We start from the raw sequence: 18,002 nt of genomic DNA, 5'->3' as shown, positions 1-18,002 counted from the left end.
GGATCGCACCCGCGGTCCGGCCGGACCGGGCCTCACCAGAGTTCAGAGTCGCACTCGAAAGGGCGTCCATGTCCGGCTTCTTCCAGTGGCTGGCGAGCATCCCCCCGCTCGCGCAGATCCCCATCATCCTTCTGGCGTTCGCGGCGGTCGTCGCGATCATCCTCTTCTTCGTCGAGATCGCCCCGCGGCGCGGCACCGGCTACACGATCCTCCGCCTCGCCGTCACGGTCCTCCTCCCGGTGGTTCTCCTCCTCGCGTTCGGCCTCTACAACTCGGTGATGTGGGTCGCGGTCGTCGCGGCGGTCATCGGCGGCATCCTCTTCCTGCTCGACTTCCGGTCCCGCAAAGGCGCGGGCTACGGACTGCAGCTGATCGCGTTCATGGCCCCGGCCGCCTTCTTCATCCTGATCGGCCTGATCTACCCGACGATCACGACCGCGCTGAACGCCTTCATGAAGAACGACGGCTCGGGATTCGCCGGCCTCGACAACTTCATCTGGGTCTTCACCAGCCCCGACGGCGTGACCGCCTTCCTCAACACCGTGGTCTGGGTGCTCCTCGCCCCGATCACCGCCACCGCGATCGGACTCGCCTACGCGGTCTTCATCGACAAGAGCCGCGGCGAGAAGTTCTTCAAGCTGCTGGTCTTCATGCCGATGGCGATCTCGTTCGTCGGCGCCTCGATCATCTTCAAGTTCTTCTACGACACCCGCCAGGGCGAGCAGATCGGTGTCCTCAACGGCATCCTCACCGCGTTCGGCGGCGCTCCCGTCGACTGGCTGGGCCTCGAGCCGTGGAACACCCTGTTCCTCGTCGTCGTGCTGATCTGGACGCAGGCCGGCTTCGCGATGACGGTCCTCTCGGCCGCCATCAAGGGCGTCCCGTCCGAGCAGCTGGAGGCGGCGTCGCTGGACGGCACCAACGCCTGGCAGTCGTTCTGGAACGTCGTCGTCCCGGGCATCCGCTCCTCGATCGTCGTCGTGCTGACCACGATCTCGATCGCGTCGCTGAAGGTCTTCGACATCGTCTCGGCGATGACCGGCGGCCGCTCCGACACCACCGTCCTCGCCTTCGAGATGGTGCGCCAGTTCCAGCTCGGCGCCCGCAGCGGCTACAGCGCGGCCCTCGCGGTCATCCTGTTCCTGCTCGTGCTCCCGATCGTCGTCTACAACGCCCGCCAGCTCGCCAAGCAGAGGGAGATCCGATGAGCGTCACGCCCACTCCGATCCAGGTTCCGGTCGACCGCAGCACCGAGCGCGCGCTCGCCCGCGGCGAGTCGAAGATCGAGGCGGCCAGCGGCAAGGTCCGCAAGGCGACGACCTCGCGCGGAGCGACCCTCGCGGCCGCGATCATCGCGGCGATCTGGACCATCCCGACCCTCGGGCTGTTCATCTCGTCGTTCCGCCCCGCGAACGACATCAAGACGACCGGCTGGTGGACGATCTTCGCCAACCCCGGCTTCACCCTCGACAACTACGCGAACGCGCTCAACTCAGGAGACAGCCTGACGCTGGGCAAGGCGTTCGTGAACTCGCTGGTCATCACGCTGCCCGCGGCGCTGATCCCGATCACGATCGCCAGCCTCGCGGCCTACGCCTTCGCGTGGATCGACTTCAAGGGCCGCAACACGCTCTTCGTTCTCGTGTTCTCGCTGCAGATCGTGCCGATCCAGATGGCCCTCGTGCCGCTGCTGCAGCTGTTCTCGGACGGCCTGCGCATCGGCAACCTCTACATCCTCCCCGGACTCGGGGTGAACGGGTTGGACGGCTCGTACGCGAAGGTGTGGATCGCGCACACGATCTTCGCGCTCCCGCTCGCGATCTTCATGCTGCACAACTTCATCTCGGAGATCCCCGGCGAGGTCATCGAGGCCGCCCGCGTGGACGGAGCCGGCCACGGCCAGATCTTCTTCCGCATCGTGCTGCCGCTGTCGGTCCCGGCGATCGCCTCGTTCGGCATCTTCCAGTTCCTCTGGGTCTGGAACGACCTGCTGGTCGCGACGGTCTTCACCTCCGGGCAGGGGCTGCCGATCACGAAGGCGCTGCAGGACCTCTCGGGCTCGTACGGCCAGTCGTGGGAGCTCCTCACGGCCGGCGCGTTCATCTCGATCATCGTCCCGCTGATCGTGTTCTTCGCCCTCCAGCGCTTCTTCGTCCGCGGCCTGCTGGCGGGTGCGACGAAGGGCTAGACGCTCTCACCGGAGGCCCGGGTCCTGCTCACGCGGGGCCCGGGCCTTCCGCCGTCCCAGACATGCTGATCGAGTAGCCCGCGAAGCGGGCGTATCGAGATCCACCACCGTCAGAACGCGAATCTGCAGACCCGCCGTGCTGGTGACGTCGGGTCTCGATACGCCCCTGCGGGGCTACTCGACCAGCATGGGTCGGCAGGACGCAGCCCGGTGAGGCGGGGTCTCGATACGCCGCCTGCGGGGCTACTCGACCAGCATGAGTGAGGGCGCTGGCCCGGCGGTGGACCGATCGGCGGGATGCGAACGGTCGGCGCTCCATGCTGGTCGAGTAGCCGCGGGACGCGGCGTATCGAGACCCGGTGAGTCGAGTCCGCGAACGCGGCCCGTCATGGCCGGCAGGGTCGCCGCCGAGGGCCCGCCGCTGAGCACATCTTCGCCGTGGGCGGAAGCCGCGGGCGGTGTCGGCGGCCGGGGTTATGGTCGAGCGATGAGCAGGATGGGTGACGTCGCGAGCGGCGGCGGGATGCGCGCGGGCGCGGTGCGCGGGAAGATCTCCAGCAGCGACCCCGACGCCCAGCGGCGGAAGAACTCCGACGCTCCGAGGATCGACCACCTCTTCTCGCGGATCGCCTCGCTCTTCCGCGCCCACCGCACCAAGCTCACGCTCACCGTCGCCCTGGTGCTCGTCGGCGCCGCGCTCACCGTCGTGCCGCCGCTGCTCACCCAGCTGGCCTTCGACCGCGGGCTCTTCCCGCCCGGCGGCCGCCCGAACCTCCCCGTCCTGCTCGAGCTCGTCGGCGTGATGGTGCTGATCTGGGTGGTCTCCGCCGTGCTCGGCGTCTGGCAGACCTTCCTCACCGCCACGGTCGGCAACAGCGTGATGGGCGAGCTGCGCATCCGGCTGTTCCGCCACCTCCAGGCGATGGAGCTCGGCTTCTTCACCCGCACCCGCACCGGCGTCATCCAGTCGCGCCTCGCCAACGACGTCGGCGGCGTGGCCAGCGTCCTCACCAACACCGTCTCGAGCGTGCTCGGCAACACCGTCACCGTGATCGCGGCCGTCGTCGCGATGCTCCTGCTCTCCTGGCAGATGACGATCGTCGCCGTGGTGCTCACCCCGGTGCTCGTGATCGCGCAGCGCCGGGTCGGCCAGGTCCGCGCCCGGATCGCCACGAAGACGCAGGAGTCGCTGTCCGAGATGACGGCGATCACGCAGGAGACGCTGAGCGTCTCGGGCATCCTGCTCGCCAAGAGCTTCGGCCGCCAGGAGTCGGAGGTGACCCGCTACGCCGACGAGAACGGCCGGCAGATCGACCTCCAGGTCCGCCAGCAGATGTCCGGGCAGTGGTTCTTCGCGACCGTGCAGATCTTCCTCTCGGTGATCCCCGTGGTCGTCTACCTCGTCGCCGCCTGGCTGATCCTCGGTGGGACGACCGTCACCGCGGGCACCGTCGTCGCCTTCACCACCGTGCAGGCGCGGCTGATGTGGCCGCTGCTCGGGCTGATGCGCGTCGCGCTCGACCTGCAGACCGCCGGCGCGCTCTTCGCCCGCATCTTCGAGTACCTCGACCTGCGGCCCGCCATCGCCGATCGCTCGAGTGCCCGCGACGTCGACGGCGAGCTCGGCCGCGTCGAGCTGGACGAGGTCGTCTTCCGCTACCCCGACCAGACCGACGACGTCCGGCCGACCCTCGACCACGTCTCGGTCTCGATCGCGCCGGGCGAGTTCGTCGCCTTCGTCGGTCCCTCCGGCGCCGGCAAGACGACCATCTCCTACCTCGTGCCCCGGCTCTACGACGTCACCGAGGGCTCCGTCCGCTTCGCCGGCACGGACGTCCGGGAGCTGCGGCAGGAGTCGCTCGTCTCGCACATCGGCATCGTCAGCCAGGAGACCTACCTCTTCCACGCGACGATCGCCGACAACCTCCGTTACGCGCGCCCCGGCGCGACGCAGGAGGAGCTGGAGGCGGCCGCGCGGTCCGCGAACATCCACGACACGATCGCGTCCTTCCCCGACGGCTACGACACCCTCGTCGGCGAGCGCGGCTACCGGCTCTCCGGCGGCGAGAAGCAGCGCCTCGCGATCGCGCGGGTGCTGCTGAAGGACCCGGCCGTCCTCATCCTCGACGAGGCGACCAGCGCGCTGGACACCGTCTCGGAGCGGATCGTGCAGACCGCCCTCGACGACGCCGCCCGCGGCCGCACCACCATCGCGATCGCGCACCGCCTCTCGACGGTCGTCTCGGCCGACGTCATCCACGTCGTCGACGGCGGCCGCATCGCCGAGTCGGGCACCCACCTCGAGCTGCTCGAGCGCCGCGGCCTGTACGCCTCCCTCTACGCCCAGCAGGTCGAGACCGCCCTCAGCTCCTGACGACGCCGTCGGGCGTCCCGTCGCTCCCTCTGTCGCATCCGGCCGAGAGGACTCGCAGCGGCGTCAACTCTCGGTCGTCTCGCCGCTGAGACACCGGTCGGCTCCGTCTCAGCCGTGAGACGGACCGAGAGGGGGGATCACCCGGTCGTAGTGCGGGGTGATCGTGCAGAACATCAGCTGAGACGGTTTCTCATCACCGATGGCGGATGAGCACGGTTCTCCGCTGACGTTCTGCACGCAGGACGCCGGTCAGACCGCCGGGCGGTCGGCGAGCATCTGCTCCATCAGGGAGATCTCGGCCTCCTGGGCCTTCACGACGGAGGAGGCGAAGTCGGTGGCGACGGTGGCGCGGCTGCGGGCGAGCAGGGCCTCGGCCATGTCGATCGCGCCGCGGTGGTGGGCGATCATCAGCTCGAGGAACCTGCGGTCGAAGTCGCGGCCGGTGAGCGTGCTCAGCTCGGCGATCTGCTCGGGCGTCGCGAGGCCCGGCATGCTCTCGGGGACGACGTCCTCCTCGGTGGACATGCCCATCGACGAGTGCTCGTCGGCGGCGCCGGCGAGGGTCGGCCGGCCCATCCAGGTCATCGACGGCTCGGGGGCCGCCTGCGGGAGGCCCCAGGAGTTCAGCCAGCCGAAGAGCTGACCGGCCTGCTGCTGCTGGGTGAGCAGGATGTCCTTCGAGACGGTGAGGACCTCGTCGTCGGCGCTGCGGTCCCGCGCGATCATCGCCAGCTCGGCGCCCTGGAGGTGGTGCACCTGCATGTCGCGGGCGAAGCCGGCCTCCGCGCTCGTCGTCGACGGGGTGGCCGAGGACGAGAACGGGGCGAGGGCGCCGAAGAGGTAGCCGCCCGCCGCGCCCAGGAGCAGGGCGACGACGGCGACGGCCGCGACGAGGAGGCGGCCCCTACTGCTTGCCGGGCGCATCGATGCCTCCGGTGCACGGGGCACCGGGCTCGGGCGCGGTCGAGGACTGCCAGAAGCGCTCGATGAACGCGTCGATGCGCGGGTCCTCGGGGGAGTCGATCGCGACCTGGGCGTCCCAGGCGCTGAGCACGATCGGGGAGTCGAGACCCTCGTAGGGCGAGACGACCGCGTAGGTCTCGGGCATCGCGGCGATCAGGGCGTCGACCTCGCTCTGCGGGAGGGACGGGTCGTAGGTCGCCCAGACGGCGCCGTGCTCGAGGTCGTGCACGGCGTTCTCGTTGGGGACGGGCTCGTTGTAGACGCCGCAGTTCATCCAGACGGCGTTGTGCGGGCCGCCCGCGGGAGGGGTCTGCTCGTAGTCGACGGTGCCGGCGACGTGGGTCGCGTCGTTCTCGAAGGTCTGCAGGCCGTCTATCTGCCGGGCCTCGACGATCTGCTGGTTGCCGAAGACGGTGACCGCGACGATGCCGCCGATCGCGACGACGGCGAGGGCCGAGAGCGACCAGATCCAGATCCGGCCGCTGCGCTTGCGCTTGGCCTGCTCGCGCTTGTAGGCCTCGACCTTGTCCTGGCGGGCGCGGTTCTTGGCGGACATCGTGTCTTTGGGCACGGTGGCGTCTCTCGTTCTGATCGCGGGGTGGCGCGCCGGGGGAGGCGCAGGCGCCTGAGAGGCGCTCTCAGAGGATAACGAGCGAGGCTCCGGATCGGATCAACGCGGGGTGGGAGTGCTTCGGTGGGCGGGTCTCGATACGCCCCTCCGGGGCTACTCGACCAGCTTGCAGCGCCGGGCGATCGAGCCGCCCTCGCAGAGGGCGTCGCCTCATGGTGATCGAGCCGCCCTCGCGGAGGGCGTCGCCTCATGGTGATCGAGTAGCCCTCGGAGAGGGCGTATCGAGATCCGCCGTTCTGCAGGGGGCGGGTCTCGATACGCCCCTCCGGGGCTACTCGACCAGCATGTTCCGCTTTCATGCTGATCGAGTAGCCCTCGCAGAGGGCGTATCGAGATCCGCCGGGCTCAGCCGGTGAAGGTCAGCCAGAGGAGCAGGCCGTTCAGGACGATCAGGAAGAGGGCGGCGAGGATCGCGCCGAGGGTGGTGAACCAGCGGTTCGCCTGGTCGCCCATCAGGGCGCGGTCGCGGGTGAGGGCGACGAGCGGCACGAGCGCGAACGGGATGCCGAACGAGAGCACGACCTGGCTGAGCACGAGCGCGCGGGTGGGGTCGAAGCCGATCCCGAGCACGATCAGCGCCGGGATCAGCGTGACGAGGCGGCGGGCGACGAGCGGCACGCGCAGGTTCAGCAGCCCGTGCATGATCTCGGCCCCGGCGTAGGCGCCGACCGAGGTCGAGGCGAGTCCGGAGGCGAGCAGCCCGACCGCGAAGAGCGTTGCCACGACCGGGCCGAGGGCCGCGCCGATCGCGGCGTGCGCGCCCTCGAGGCTGTCGGTCCCGGCGACGCCGGACAGCGAGTGCGCGGCGAGCAGGAGGATCGCGAGGTTCACGGTGCCGGCGATCGCGAGCGCGACGGTGACGTCGATCCGAGTGGCCGTGAGGATCCTCCGGCGGGCGGTCACCCCGTCGACGCGGCCGAAGCGGTCGCGCGCGAGAGCCGAGTGCGCGTAGATCGCGTGCGGCATCACGGTGGCGCCGAGGATCGACGCGGCGAGGAGCACCGACTCCGAGCCGTCGAAGCGGGGGAGGAGACCCGCGGCGGCGGCGCCCGCGTCCGGCGGATCGACGACCACGCCCACGGTGAAGCCGACGGCGATGACCACCATCAGCGCCGTGATCACGCGCTCGAACGGCTGCGCGCCGCCGCGGGTCTGGATCACCAGCAGCACCAGCGAGACGGCCCCGGTCACGAGCCCGCCGGCGAGCAGCGGCAGCCCGAACAGCAGATTCAGCGCGATCGCGCCGCCGATGACCTCGGCGAGGTCGGTGGCGATCGCGACGGTCTCGGCCTGCAGCCAGTAGGCGCGTCGGCCCCAGCGGCCGCGCAGGCGCTCGCCGAGCAGCTCGGGCAGCGACTTGCCCGTCATCAGGCCGAGCTTGGCCGAGAGGTACTGGATCAGCCAGGCCATCAGGTTGCCGAGGACGACCACCCAGACGAGCAGATAGCCGAAGCGGGCGCCCGCCGTCATATTGCTGGCGACATTGCCCGGATCGAGGTAGGCGACTCCGGCGACCATGGCGGGGCCGAGCAGTCTGAGCAGGCGCGCATCGGCCGGACCCCGCGTCGTGGCGGTGATCGGAGGGGTCATTGCAGGCGGTGTCCGTTCCGGTCGGCGGTGACGCGAGGACCCCCACGATAGGGCACTCGTCTGCGCTCGACCACTCTCCCGCGGACCGCGCAGGGGCCGCGTCCGGGGGTCTCGGCGACCCCCGTCATCCGCCGATCCGCGGTTGATACGCTGGCCGCATGACCCTCGATCGAGCCCTTCCCGCACGCCCGGACACCGGGATGGCGTACGCCGATTCGGTGCTCGACCTGATCGGCGACACCCCGCTCGTGAAGCTCGGCCCGGTCGCCTCCGGCGTGCAGGCCACCGTCCTGGTCAAGGTGGAGTACCTCAACCCCGGCGGCTCGTCCAAGGACCGCATCGCGACCCGCATCATCGACGCGGCCGAGCGCGACGGACTGCTGAAGCCCGGCGGCACCATCGTCGAGCCGACCAGCGGCAACACCGGCATCGGCCTGGCCCTCGTCGCGCAGCAGCGCGGCTACCGCTGCGTGTTCGTCCTGCCCGACAAGGTCGGCGAGGACAAGCGGAACGTGCTCACCGCGTACGGCGCCGAGATCGTCGTCACCCCGACGGCCGTCGCTCCCGAGGACCCCGACTCCTACTACTCCGTCTCGGATCGGCTGGCGCGCGAGATCCCGGGCGCCTTCAAGCCCAACCAGTACGCGAACCTCAACGGCCCGCTCAGCCACTACGAGACCACCGGTCCCGAGATCTGGCGCGACACCGCCGGCAAGCTCACCCACTTCGTGGCGGGCGTCGGCACCGGCGGCACCATCAGCGGCGTCGGCCGCTACCTCAAGGAGGTGTCGGAGGGCCGCGTGCAGATCGTCGGCGCCGACCCGGAGGGCTCGGTCTACTCCGGCGGCGGCGGGCGCCCGTACCTCACCGAGGGCGTCGGCGAGGACTTCTGGCCGAGCGCCTACGACCCGAGCGTGGTCGACCGGATCATCGCCTCGAGCGACGCGGAGTCGTTCGCGATGACCCGCCGCCTCGCCCGCGAGGAGGGCCTGCTGGTCGGCGGCTCGAGCGGCCTCGCCGTCTCGGTCGCGCTCAAGGCCGCCGCCGAGCTCGGACCGGACGACGTGGTCGTCGTGCTGCTGCCCGACGGCGGGCGCGGCTACCTCGGCAAGATCTTCAACGACCGCTGGATGCGCTCCTACGGCTTCCTCGAGCACCGCGAGGAGGGCACCGTCCGCGACGTGCTCTCGGCGCGGGCCGCGAACCCCAGCACGGGCGACCTGCCGGCCCTCGTGCACGTGCACCCCAGCGACACCGTCCGCGACGCGATCGAGATCATGACGACCTACGGCGTCTCGCAGCTGCCCGTCCTCACCGCCGAGCCGCCCGTGGTGATGGGCGAGGTCGTCGGCGCGGTCGACGAGCGCGAGCTGCTCGACCGCGTCTTCAGCGGCGCGACCTCGATGACCGATCCGATCGGCGCCTCCGCCGGCGACGCGCTCCGGCTCATCGGCCTCGGCGAGAGCATCACGGCGGCCCGCGCCGCGCTGAGCGAGGCGAACGCCCTGCTCGTCACCGACGAGGGCAAGCCCGTCGCCGTGATCACCCGGCAGGACCTCCTGTCGTTCGCGACCGCCTGAGCGCCGCTCCCTCCCCTTCTTCTCCACCCCCTCGACCAGGAAAGCCCCGCGATCATGCCCAAGAAGCAGCACTTCGACACCCGCGCCATCCACGCCGGTCAGGAGTTCGACCCGACCACCGGCGCGGTCGTCCCGCCCGTCTACATGACGTCGACCTTCGTCCAGGACGGGATCGGCGGCTTCCGCGGCGGCTACGAGTACGCCCGCTCGGCGAACCCGACCCGCGACTCGCTGCAGGAGCTGATCGCCTCGCTCGAGGGCGCCGACGTCGCCTACTCGTTCTCCTCCGGCCTCGCCGCCGAGGACACCCTGATCCGCGCGGCGCTCGCTCCCGGCGACCACATCGTGCTGGGCAACGACGCCTACGGCGGAAGCCACCGCCTGATCGACCGGGTGCACGCGGCGTGGGGCATCAGCAACACCGCGGTCGACATGTCGAACCTGCGCGAGGTGCAGCACGCGATCCGCCCCGGTGAGACCAAGATGCTCTGGGTCGAGACGCCGTCGAACCCGCTGATGACCATCAGCGACATCGCGGAGCTGGCCGACCTGGCGCACGCGCACGACCTGATCGTGGTCGTCGACAACACCTTCGCCTCCTCGGCGCTGCAGCAGCCGCTCGCGCTCGGCGCCGACGTGGTCGTGCACTCGACGACGAAGTACCTCGGCGGGCACTCGGACGTGGTCGGCGGGGCGCTCGCGCTGCGCTCCGGCCCGCTGGCCGAGAAGGTCGCCTTCCTGCAGTTCGCGGTCGGCGCGATCTCCAGCCCGATGGACGCCTGGCTGACGGTGCGCGGCATCAAGACGCTCGCGATCCGGATGGAGCGGCACTCGAAGAACGCGCAGGCGGTCGCTGAGTTCCTGGCCGGGCACTCCGCCGTGACCGCCGTGCACTACCCGGGGCTGCCCTCGCACCCGGGCCACGAGCTGGCGAAGCGCCAGATGTCGGGGTTCGGCGGCATGCTCTCGGTCGAGCTGGCGACCCCGCGCGCGGCGCGCAAGTTCGCGGAGTCGACCGAGCTGTTCCAGCTGGCGGAGTCGCTGGGCGGCGTGGAGTCGCTGATCGGCTACCCGAGCGAGATGACCCACGCGTCGGTCAAGGGCACGCCGCTCGAGGTGTCGGAGTCGCTGGTGCGGCTGTCGGTCGGCATCGAAGACGCGAGCGACCTGATCGCGGACCTCGCGGCGGCGCTGCCGAAGAAGTAGCGGCGCAGCCGGGTCGGCCTCCGTTCGGCGCAGCCTCGGCGTCTGCTCGCACCTCCGGCTCGCGGAATCGCCTCCGGCTCGCAGGAGTCGGCGCATTCCGCGAGCCGGAGGTGCTTTCGCGTGCCGGAGGTGCTTCAGCGAGCCGGAGGTGCGCTCGGCGCTCAACCGGGCATGTTCGGCTCGTGGTTCGCGGTTCGGCTCGCCGGATCCGGTTGTTTCCGCGTGCCGGCGGTCGTTCCGCGTGCCCGAGGTGGCCGACGGCTGGCCATATTCGCGCGAGGGTTGGCAGTTCTTCGAGGGGCGCGGTGATCCTGCCACTGGCACGATCGGAGGCATGACCTCCTCCGCGCGCCGCCTCGTCGACCTCAGCCACACCGTCGCGGACGGGCTGGTGACCTACCCCGGGCTGCCCGCGCCGCGGATCCGGCCGCACCTCACCCGCGAGGAGTCGCGCGCCGCCTACGCCCCGGGCACCGAGTTCGCGCTGGACGTCATCGAGATGATCGGCAACACCGGCACCTACCTCGACAGCCCGTTCCACCGCTACGCGGGCGGCACCGACCTGGCCGGGCTCGACCTCGAGACGCTGGTCGACCTCCCCGCCGTCGTCGTCGATGCGCGGGCGGCCGACGGGCGCGGGATCGACCGCGACGCGTTCGACGGCGTCGACGTCTCCGGCGCCGCGGTCCTGCTCTCGACGGGCTGGGACGCGCACTTCGCCACGCCCGAGTACGCAGCCGGCGCGCCCTTCCTCACCGCTGCCGGGGCGCAGGCGCTGATCGACGCCGGCGCGGTGCTCGTCGGCATCGACTCGCTCAACATCGACGACGTCGAGGGCTCGCGCGAGCGGCCCGCGCACAGCCTCCTCCTCGCCGCGGGGGTGCCCGTCGTCGAGCACCTCACGGGCCTGGACGCCCTGCCCGCGACCGGCGCCCGCTTCACCGCGGTGCCGCCGAAGGTGCGCGGCTTCGGCACCTTCCCGGTGCGGGCCTTCGCCGTCGTGGGCGGCCGCTGACGCCCCCGGGTGCTCGAGCGCGCCGAGCCCGTCCGGGAGGGACGCGCACGACGCCCCGGACGCCGGCGCCCTCCGCGTCAGGCCGGGACGGCCGCGCGGGCCAACAGCTCCGCGATCCGGCCCGTGCAGCCGCCGCAGCCGGTGCCGGCCCGAGTGGCCGCGCCGATGCAGGCGACGGTGTCGTGGCCCGCGGAGGCTGCCTCGGCGATCGCGCCCGCCGAGACGCCGTTGCACCAGCAGACGGTGGCGTCGGGAGCGAACGGGTCGCCGGTCGGGGCCGCTCCCGCGTCGGGGGCGTCGAGGCGCAGCAGGCTCGAGCGGTCGGCCGGCAGCTCGGAGCCGCGCTCGAACAGCAGCGTCAGCTCGGCGCCGACCCGCGGCAGGCCGACCGAGACGAAGCCGCGCAGCACCCCGCCGACCGTCACGAGCTTGGCGTACCCGCCCCGTGCGGGGTCGGCCCAGACGGTGACCTCGGGGTGCGGGGCGCCGTCGCAGGCGTCCCAGGGCTCGGCCGTCGGATCGCCGCCCGCCACCAGGTCGACGCCCTCGGCCTTCAGCATCACCACGGCGGGGCGCGCGGCCGGCATGCGCTCGTCGGCGAGGCGGCCCGCCGCCTCCGCCGCGATGCGGGCCGCGAGGCGGTCGGCCTGCTGCCAGCCCGGGCCGATCAGGCCGCTCGGCCCGCCCGGCACCCGCCCGTCCGGCAGCGCCGAGCCGCGGGCCGCGACGTGGGCGCAGTCGCCGATCGCGAAGACGCGCGGGTCCGTCCAGCTGCGCTGGTGCTCGTCGACGAGGATCCCGGTCGACACGGCGAGGTCGGCGCTCGCCGCGAGCTCGGTGCGCGCCCCGACACCGCAGGAAAGCACGAGCAGATCGCCCTCGATCTGCTTGCCGTCCGCGCAGACCAGCGCCTGGAAGTGCGCGCGGCCGAGGTCGTCGTGGGCGAGCAGGATGCTCTCCGAGCGGGCGTGCGACACCATGTCGACTCCGGCGGCGCGGGCGGCCGCGGCGAGCATCCGCCCGCCGCCGTGATCGAGGTTCCGCCCCATCGGGATGTCGCCGTGGTAGACGACCACGACGTCGGCGCCCTGCTCGGCGGCGGCGAGCGCGAACTCCACCCCGAGCACCCCGGCGCCGAGCACCACGATGCGGGAGCGGGCGCGCACCGCGTCGAGCACCACGTGCGCGTCGTCGAGGTCGCGCAGGGCGACCACGCGCTCGGGCAGCGGGCTCGCGCCCTGATCGAGCGTCGCGGGCAGCGCCGAGCGCACCCGCCGGTCGCGCCGCGAGCGCTCCATCCCGGCGAGGGTCGGCACGTTCGCCCGGGCCCCGGTCGCGAAGACCAGGCGGTCGTAGGGGAGGCGCTCGTCGTCGTGCAGGCGGACGACTCCGCGCGCGCGGTCGAGGCCGACGGCGGCGGCACCGAGCCGGAAGACCACGCCGGCCGCCTCGGCCGTGGCGCGGTCGCCGAGATCGAGGCGCTCGCGGGTCGCCCGCCCGACGGCGTACTCGGCGAGCAGCACGCGGTTGTAGGCGTCGGCCGGCTCCGCGCCGACCACAGTCAGCGCGACCGATCCGGCGCGGACGGCCGGCAGCAGCTCCTCGACGAAGCGCGCGCCCACCGGCCCGTAGCCGAGCAGGACGACCCGCTCGGGCGCGGCGATCCCGTTCTCGGCCGTCATCGGCTCAGACATCGAGCACCCCTTCCGCGCGGATCCAGACCCGCGTCCGCTTGAACTCCGGCATCGAGGAGATCGGATCGACGACCGCCTCGGTCAGCAGGTTGGCGCACTGCTCGCCCGCGTAGTGGAACGGCAGGAAGACCGTGTCGTGCCGGATGTCGGCCGTGACGCTCGCGCGCGCCCGCACCACTCCGCGCGCGTTGCCGACCGAGACCGGTCCGCCGTCGCGGACGCCGAGCCGGGAGGCGGTGGCCGGGTGGATCTCCAGCCGCGCCTCGGGCCGCGCCGCGTCGAGCTCGGCGACCCGCCGGGTCTGCGTGCCCGACTGGTACTGCTGCAGGTAGCGGCCGGTGATCAGCGTCAGCTCGGCGCCGACGTCGACCGGCGCCGGGGGAGCGGTGCTGACGGCGACCATCCTGGCCCGCCCGTCGGGGTGGCCGAAGCACTCGCCGAAGAGCCGCGGAGTCCCGGTGCTGCCGACTGGGTACGGCCAGTAGGCGGCGACCCCCGTGTCGAGCAGCGCGTGCGAGAGCCCGGAGTAGTCCGCGACACCGCCGGCCGAGGCGCGGGCCAGCTCGTCGAACACCTCCGCCGGGTCGGTCGACCAGGTCGACGGCGCGGCGAGGCGGCGGGCGAGCTCGCTCAGGATCCACAGCTCGCTGCGGACGCCGGCGGGCGGATCGAGCGCGCGGCGGCGGCGCAGGACGCGGCCCTCGAGCGAGGTCATCGTGCCCTCCTCCTCCGCCCACTGCGGCACCGGCAGCACGATGTCGGCCAGCGCCGCGGTCTCGGAGAGGAAGAAGTCGCAGACGACCAGCGTGTCCAGCGCGGAGAGCCCGGCCCGCACCGCGTCGACGTCGGGTGCCGAGACGACCACGTTCGAGCCGTGCACGAGCAGGCAGTGCACCGAGCGGCCGAGCTCGGCGAGCAGCGCGACGGCCGGCAGCCCGGGTCCGGGGATCGTCGACGGGTCCACGCCCCAGACGCCGGCGACGTGGCGCCGCGCCTCCGGATCGCGGATCGAGCGGTAGCCCGGCAGCTGGTCGGCCTTCTGCCCGTGCTCGCGGCCGCCCTGGCCGTTGCCCTGGCCGGTGAGGGTGCCGTAGCCGGAGCCCGGCCGCCCGACCAGCCCGAGCACGAGGGCGAGGTTGATCGCGGCGGTCGCCGTGTCGGTGCCGTCCACGTGCTGCTCGACTCCGCGGCCGGTCAGCACGAAGGCGCGACCGGCGGCGAGGCGGCGGGCGGTGCGGCGGAGCAGCTCGGCCGGCACGCCGGTGATGGAGGCGGTGCGCTCCGGCCACCAGGACGCGACGCTGCGGCGCACCGCGTCGAACCCGGTCGTGCGCGCGGCGAGGTAGTCGCGGTCGGCCAGCTCCTCGGCGAGCACGAGGTGGGTGAGGCCGAGCAGCAGCGCGAGGTCGGTGCCCGGCGCGGGCTGCAGGTGCAGTCCGGCGCCGTCCTCGGTGAGCCGGGCGGTGGCGGAGCGGCGCGGATCGACGACGATCAGCCCGCCGCGCGAGCGCGTCCCGGCCAGGTGCGCCAGGAAGGGCGGCATGGTCGCCGCGACGTTCGAGCCGAGCAGGAGGATCGTGTCGGCCTCGTCGAGGTCGGTCACCGGGAACGGCAGCCCGCGGTCGACGCCGAAGGCCCGGTTGCCGGCGGCGGCGGCCGAGGACATGCAGAACCGGCCGTTGTAGTCGATCCGCGAGGTGCCGAGCGCGATCCGGGCGAACTTGCCCAACTGGTAGGCCTTCTCGTTGGTCAGCCCGCCGCCGCCGAAGACCGCGACCGCGTCGGCGCCGTGCCGCTCCTGGGCGGTCGTGACGGCCGCCGCGACCGCGTCGAGCGCCTCGTCCCAGGAGACCTCGACGAAGGTGCCGTCCGAACCGCGCATCAGCGGCGCCCGCAGCCGCTGCCCGCTCGCGAGCAGCTCCGCGGCCGTCCAGCCCTTCGCGCAGAGCCCGCCCCGGTTGGTCGGGAACTCCCGCCCCGCGATGCTCACCGGCGTCGGGTCGTCGACCCGGGTCAGCGTCATGGCGCACTGCAGGGCGCAGTACGGGCAGTGCGAGTCGGTCGGGGCGGGAGCGGCGGTCATCGTCAGATCCGGGTCCCGGTCTTCGCGGCCAGGCGGAGGTAGACGCCCGCCGTGATCGCCAGCATCACCGCGTAGGCCGCGACGAACCAGCCGAGCGCCGTCGTGTAGTCGCCGAAGGTCGTCTTCGAGTAGCCGAGCAGCTGCGGGATGACGAAGCCGCCGTAGGCGCCGATCGCCGAGATCAGGCCGAGGGCCGCGGCCGCGGTGCGCTGAGCGCCGACCCCGTCGTCACCCTTCTGCCGGGCGCGCAGGGCGAAGACGGTCGGGATCATCCGGTAGGTCGCGCCGTTGCCGATGCCCGCCGAGGCGAACAGCACGAGGAAGCCGACGAGGAAGAGCCAGAAGCTGCCGAGCGGCAGCGTCGCGATGACGAAGAGGATGCCGGCGCCCATGGCGACGAAGGCGGCGATCGTCACGGGTGCCCCGCCGAAGCGGTCGGCGAGACGGCCGCCGTAGGGCCGCGAGAGCGAGCCGACCAGGGCGCCGAGGAAGGCGAGCGTCAGCGTCGCGGAGCCGACGGAGAACTGCGAGAACTCGGGGAAGGTGTCGGCGATGAGCTTGGGGAAGACGCCCGCGAAGCCGATGAACGAGCCGAAGGTGCCGATGTAGAGCACCGCCAGCAGCCAGAGGTGCGGCTCGCGCAGCGCGGCGAGCGAGGCGGCGACATCGGCTTTCGCGGTCGAGAGGTTGTCCATCCGCTTCCAGGCCCCGATCATCGCGACGATGATCAGCGGCACCCAGATCAGGCCGGCGAGCGGCAGGTTGACCGTGGCCGCGGCGCCGATCGTGACGGCGATCGGCACGATGAGCTGCGCCACCGAGGCGCCGAGGTTGCCGCCCGCGGCGTTCAGGCCGAGCGCGTAGCCCTTCTGGGCGTGCGGGTAGAAGAAGGTGATGTTGGCCATCGAGCTGGCGAAGTTGCCGCCGCCGAAGCCGGCCAGCGCCGCGACGAGGAGCATCACGCCGAAGGGCGTGTCCGGGTTCCCCACCGCGAGCGCGAGTCCGATGCTCGGGATGAGCAGGAGGCCGGCCGAGACGATCGTCCAGTTCCGCCCGCCGAAGCGGGGGACCATGAAGGTGTACGGGATCCGCAGCGTCGCGCCGACGAGGCTCGGCATCGAGATCAGCCAGAAGATCTCGCCGGTGCTGAAGTCGAAGCCGGCCGCGGGCAGCTGGACGACCACGACCGACCAGAGCTGCCAGACGACGAAGCCGAGGAACTCGGCGAAGATCGACCAGCGCAGGTTGCGGCCGGCGACCTGTCTCCCCTCCGCCTGCCACTGCGCGGGGTCCTCGGGGTTCCAGCCGTCGATCCAGCGGCCGGGGCGGCGGGTGATGCCCGACGGGGTGGTCGTCGCGGCGCTCGTGGTGGCGGGGGCGGTGGTGGGCGGTGCAGCAGTCATCGGATCCTCCGGGGAGTGGGCGCGGGCGCGCCGAAGAGAGTGCGGGGAGAGAGAGCAGGGAGAGAGCGGGGCGAGCGGCCGGGCGCCTAGGCGCTGCGGCCGAAGAGCTCGGAGACGATGTCGACCAGCTCGCGCGCGGGCGGGTCGACGGCGGTGAGCAGCGGGGCTGTGGCGAGGTCGGCTCCCGCCGAGGCGGCGAGCGAGGCGAAGTAGCCGGGGGCGAGGAGGTAGGTGGAGACGAGCACGCGGGCGCCGGGGTGGGTGGCGCGCTCGGCGGCCACCGCCTCCGGGACGCGCGGCTCGGCGGCGGAGATGAAGGAGACGGCGACCTCGCGGCCGAGCTCGGCGGCCAGGAGGCGGCCGGTGGCCCAGCAGTCGGCGACCGCGCCGGCGTCGCTCGAGCCGGCCGCGGCCAGCACGACGCGGTCGCCGTCGGCGAGTCCCGCCTCGCGCAGCCGGCGGGCCAGCACGCGGGCGAGCCGCGGATCCGGGCCCAGGGCGCCGGTCACGCGGACGGGGCGCTCCGCCTCCGCCGCGGCCTCGGCGAGGTCGACGTGCACGTGGTAGCCGGCCGAGAGCAGCAGCGGCACGACGACGGCCGGGCGGTCGGGCTCGAGGGTGCCGAGGGAGGCCGGCACGTCGGGTTGCTGCACGTCGACGAAGGAGTCGAGGACGTCCGCCGCGGGGTTCGCCTCGCGGACCGCCTGGACCAGCGCGGCGACCGCGGTGCGGCCGTCGTCGTCGGAGGTGCCGTGCGAGGCGCAGACCAGCGCGGTCCGCTGGGCGACCTCGATCACTCCGGCCGTCTCCCGCACGCTCCAGGTGGCGAGGTGCAGCCGCGGCGAGGTGTAGCAGACGCCCGTCTCGAGGTCGAAGACGTCCTTGTGCAGGGGCGAGGCGATCGTCGCGCGCTGCACGCCGTCGACCGCGCGGGAGCCGACGATGCCCCGGGAGAGCACGGCCGCACCGGTCGCCGGGTCGAGGTTCGAGACGGCGAAGACGCGGCCGTCGGGCAGGAGGAACAGCGCGAGCTGCACGCCGCCGACGAGCGCGGCCTCGCCCCAGAGCGGCTCGAGCTCGAGCCGGTTGCAGACGGGGACCCAGGTGCCGGCCGGAGCGGTGCGGGCCGTCGCAAGGCCTGCGGTGACGTGCTGATCGAGGAGGGTCATCGTCCCGCCTTCCGAGAGGAGTGCTGCCCGCGGCCGGTCGGCGGCGGTGAGCCCCACGGTAGAGAGCGCAGGTTTCGCGGGAGCACCCCTCCGGAGTCACGGGCGT

General features: G+C 72.5%; 13 protein-coding genes. 6 read left to right on the top strand and 7 right to left on the bottom strand.

From position 1 onward, the window contains the following. Window positions 1-68 precede the first annotated feature (68 nt). The 3 genes from EDF17_RS16805 (at window position 69) to EDF17_RS16795 (ending at window position 4,562) form a co-directional block, all read left to right on the top strand. Complete coding sequence (locus EDF17_RS16805) at window positions 69-1,208, top strand: sugar ABC transporter permease (protein WP_123447788.1); 1,140 nt, start codon at window positions 69-71, stop codon at window positions 1,206-1,208. Continuing rightward, the gene (locus tag EDF17_RS16800) at window positions 1,205-2,188 is read left to right on the top strand and encodes a carbohydrate ABC transporter permease (protein WP_123447787.1); all 984 of its coding nucleotides are present in this window, start codon (window positions 1,205-1,207) and stop codon (window positions 2,186-2,188) included. Before EDF17_RS16805 ends, EDF17_RS16800 begins: the two co-directional genes overlap by 4 nt. Before the next feature lie 496 nt (window positions 2,189-2,684). After that, window positions 2,685-4,562: an ABC transporter ATP-binding protein gene (locus tag EDF17_RS16795; RefSeq protein WP_123447786.1), complete on the top strand. Its 1,878-nt coding sequence runs from the start codon at window positions 2,685-2,687 to the stop codon at window positions 4,560-4,562. A 249-nt stretch (window positions 4,563-4,811) separates the two neighbouring features. Here EDF17_RS16795 and EDF17_RS16790 read toward each other — a convergent pair whose 3' ends face one another. From EDF17_RS16790 to EDF17_RS16780, 3 genes are all read right to left on the bottom strand, one after another. Next, window positions 4,812-5,486, bottom strand: a complete 675-nt coding sequence (locus tag EDF17_RS16790; RefSeq protein WP_123447785.1) for a DUF305 domain-containing protein — start codon at window positions 5,484-5,486, stop codon at window positions 4,812-4,814. After that, window positions 5,467-6,096, bottom strand: a complete 630-nt coding sequence (locus tag EDF17_RS16785; RefSeq protein ID WP_243732946.1) for a DUF3105 domain-containing protein — start codon at window positions 6,094-6,096, stop codon at window positions 5,467-5,469. The genes EDF17_RS16790 and EDF17_RS16785 overlap by 20 nt, the downstream gene beginning before the upstream one ends. 405 nt (window positions 6,097-6,501) lie before the next feature. Next, window positions 6,502-7,746 (bottom strand): Nramp family divalent metal transporter, encoded by a 1,245-nt coding sequence (locus tag EDF17_RS16780; protein ID WP_123447783.1) that lies wholly within the window; start codon window positions 7,744-7,746, stop codon window positions 6,502-6,504. A 200-nt stretch (window positions 7,747-7,946) separates the two neighbouring features. Between EDF17_RS16780 and EDF17_RS16775 the strand changes: the two genes are divergently transcribed. From EDF17_RS16775 to EDF17_RS16765, 3 genes are all read left to right on the top strand, one after another. Then, window positions 7,947-9,326 carry a cystathionine beta-synthase gene (locus EDF17_RS16775; protein WP_123447782.1) on the top strand — a complete coding sequence of 460 codons (1,380 nt, stop codon included), beginning with the start codon at window positions 7,947-7,949 and terminating at the stop codon, window positions 9,324-9,326. A 54-nt stretch (window positions 9,327-9,380) separates the two neighbouring features. Then, window positions 9,381-10,532 (top strand): cystathionine gamma-synthase, encoded by a 1,152-nt coding sequence (locus EDF17_RS16770; RefSeq protein ID WP_123447781.1) that lies wholly within the window; start codon window positions 9,381-9,383, stop codon window positions 10,530-10,532. Between the two features lie 334 nt (window positions 10,533-10,866). Beyond that, window positions 10,867-11,547, top strand: a complete 681-nt coding sequence (locus EDF17_RS16765; RefSeq protein WP_123447780.1) for a cyclase family protein — start codon at window positions 10,867-10,869, stop codon at window positions 11,545-11,547. A gap of 77 nt (window positions 11,548-11,624) precedes the next feature. Here EDF17_RS16765 and EDF17_RS16760 read toward each other — a convergent pair whose 3' ends face one another. The 4 genes from EDF17_RS16760 to nirD all read right to left on the bottom strand — a co-directional run bounded on the left by EDF17_RS16760 (window position 11,625) and on the right by nirD (window position 17,896). Continuing rightward, on the bottom strand, window positions 11,625-13,241 hold the full coding sequence (locus EDF17_RS16760; protein ID WP_243732945.1) for an FAD-dependent oxidoreductase: 1,617 nt from the start codon (window positions 13,239-13,241) through the stop codon (window positions 11,625-11,627). Beyond that, a complete protein-coding gene (locus EDF17_RS16755; RefSeq protein ID WP_123447778.1) occupies window positions 13,234-15,324 on the bottom strand; it encodes a molybdopterin oxidoreductase family protein in 2,091 nt (696 codons plus the stop codon). The genes EDF17_RS16760 and EDF17_RS16755 overlap by 8 nt, the downstream gene beginning before the upstream one ends. A 2-nt stretch (window positions 15,325-15,326) precedes the next feature. Next, entirely contained in the window at window positions 15,327-16,727 is a 1,401-nt protein-coding gene (locus EDF17_RS16750) for an MFS transporter (protein ID WP_123447777.1), read from the bottom strand. Window positions 16,728-16,813: 86 nt separating this feature from the next. Then, a complete protein-coding gene (gene nirD, locus EDF17_RS16745) occupies window positions 16,814-17,896 on the bottom strand; it encodes a nitrite reductase small subunit NirD (RefSeq protein WP_123447776.1) in 1,083 nt (360 codons plus the stop codon). Between the last annotated feature and the right edge of the window lie 106 nt (window positions 17,897-18,002).

Origin of the sequence: Rathayibacter sp. PhB1 (assembly GCF_004362935.1) — a bacterium.
Taxonomy (GTDB): Bacteria; Actinomycetota; Actinomycetes; order Actinomycetales; family Microbacteriaceae; genus Rathayibacter; species Rathayibacter festucae.
The sequence above is the reverse complement of the archived record's forward strand: the minus strand, read 5'-3'. Positions and strand labels throughout refer to the sequence as shown.

Coding starts and splice junctions, on each gene's coding strand:
- EDF17_RS16795 (WP_123447786.1), top strand. CDS start 2,685: ATGGGTGACGTCGCGAGCGGCGGCGGGATGCGCGCGGGCGCGGTGCGC.
- EDF17_RS16790 (WP_123447785.1), bottom strand. CDS start 5,486: ATGCGCCCGGCAAGCAGTAGGGGCCGCCTCCTCGTCGCGGCCGTCGCC.
- EDF17_RS16755 (WP_123447778.1), bottom strand. CDS start 15,324: ATGACCGCCGCTCCCGCCCCGACCGACTCGCACTGCCCGTACTGCGCC.
- EDF17_RS16760 (WP_243732945.1), bottom strand. CDS start 13,241: ATGTCTGAGCCGATGACGGCCGAGAACGGGATCGCCGCGCCCGAGCGG.
- EDF17_RS16750 (WP_123447777.1), bottom strand. CDS start 16,727: ATGACTGCTGCACCGCCCACCACCGCCCCCGCCACCACGAGCGCCGCG.
- EDF17_RS16775 (WP_123447782.1), top strand. CDS start 7,947: ATGGCGTACGCCGATTCGGTGCTCGACCTGATCGGCGACACCCCGCTC.
- EDF17_RS16765 (WP_123447780.1), top strand. CDS start 10,867: ATGACCTCCTCCGCGCGCCGCCTCGTCGACCTCAGCCACACCGTCGCG.
- EDF17_RS16770 (WP_123447781.1), top strand. CDS start 9,381: ATGCCCAAGAAGCAGCACTTCGACACCCGCGCCATCCACGCCGGTCAG.
- EDF17_RS16780 (WP_123447783.1), bottom strand. CDS start 7,746: ATGACCCCTCCGATCACCGCCACGACGCGGGGTCCGGCCGATGCGCGC.
- nirD (WP_123447776.1), bottom strand. CDS start 17,896: ATGACCCTCCTCGATCAGCACGTCACCGCAGGCCTTGCGACGGCCCGC.
- EDF17_RS16805 (WP_123447788.1), top strand. CDS start 69: ATGTCCGGCTTCTTCCAGTGGCTGGCGAGCATCCCCCCGCTCGCGCAG.
- EDF17_RS16800 (WP_123447787.1), top strand. CDS start 1,205: ATGAGCGTCACGCCCACTCCGATCCAGGTTCCGGTCGACCGCAGCACC.